The sequence below is a fragment of the Pseudonocardia xishanensis genome, assembly GCF_039541715.1.
Classification (GTDB): Bacteria; Actinomycetota; Actinomycetes; order Mycobacteriales; family Pseudonocardiaceae; genus Pseudonocardia; species Pseudonocardia xishanensis.
Genome location: NZ_BAABGT010000141.1, coordinates 1 through 1,192 on the forward strand (window position 1 = coordinate 1; position 1,192 = coordinate 1,192).

Here is a 1,192-nt window from a genome sequence, read left to right on the forward strand (position 1 = left end):
ACGGCTGTGGTGTTCGGGGCGGAGCGGGTGAGCTTCGCGGAGCTGGATGTGCGGGTGTCGCGGTTGGCGCGGTTGTTGCGGGCGCGGGGTGTGGGTCCGGAGGTGGTGGTGGCTCTGGGGTTGTCGCGGTCGGTGGAGATGGTGGTGGCGTTGTTCGCGGTGCTGCGGGCGGGGGCGGCGTATCTGCCGTTGGAGCTCGAGCATCCGACGGAGCGGTTGCTGGGCCTCGTCGCGGACGCGGGCGCCGCTGTGTTGGTGACGGACGACGCGTCGAGGGCCCGGTTCGCCGGTGCCGGCGTGGAGCAGGTGCTGGTGGACTCGCCCGAGCTGGGGTGGTTGTCGGGGGAGCCGTTGTCGGCCGAGGAGCTGGGGGACTTCGCTCCGGGGTGTGCGGGTCGGTTGGAGCGTCCGGCGTATGTGATCTTCACGTCGGGGTCGACGGGGCGGCCGAAGGGTGTGGTGACGCCGTACCGGGGTTTGACGAACATGCTGGTCAACCACCGGGCGGAGATCTTCGCGCCGTCGGTGGAGCTGGCGGGGGGCCGGGTGCTGCGGATCGCGCACACGGTGTCGTTCGCGTTCGACATGTCGTGGGAGGAGCTGCTCTGGCTCGTCGAGGGCCACGAGGTGCACGTCTGTGACGAGCAGTTGCGTCAGGACGCGGAGGCGTTGGTGGCGTACTGCGATGCGCAGGAGATCGACTGTGTGAACGTGACCCCGACCTACGCTCATCATCTCTTCGCGGCCGGGTTGCTGGAGGACGGGCCGGGTCGGCACCGTCCGGTGTTGGTGTTGCTGGGTGGTGAGGCGGTCCCGGAGGCGGTGTGGGGTCGGCTTCGGGACGCGGAGGGCACCTGGGGCTACAACCTGTACGGCCCGACGGAGTACACGATCAACACGTTGGGTGGGAGCACCCGCGACAGCGCGACCAGCACGGTGGGTACGGCGATCACGAACACGGCGGGCTACGTGCTGGACGGTTGGTTGAGGCCGGTACCCGACGGGGTCGCCGGGGAGCTCCACATCTCGGGCGTCGGGCTGGCCCGGGGCTACCTCGGCCAGGCCGGGCTCACGGCGTCGTCGTTCGTGGCGGACCCGTTCGTGCCGGGGGGCCGGATGTACCGCACGGGGGACGTGGTGCGGCGGCGGTCGGACGGGAACCTGGACTTCCTGGGGCGTGCCGACGACCAGG

Annotated in this window: 1 protein-coding gene; it reads left to right on the plus strand. The window is 70.6% G+C overall.

The genetic code is table 11. The features are described from left to right. Positions 1–1,192, plus strand: a 1,192-nt coding sequence (locus ABD993_RS36515; protein ID WP_425569252.1) for an amino acid adenylation domain-containing protein, incomplete at both ends; no start/stop codon positions are given.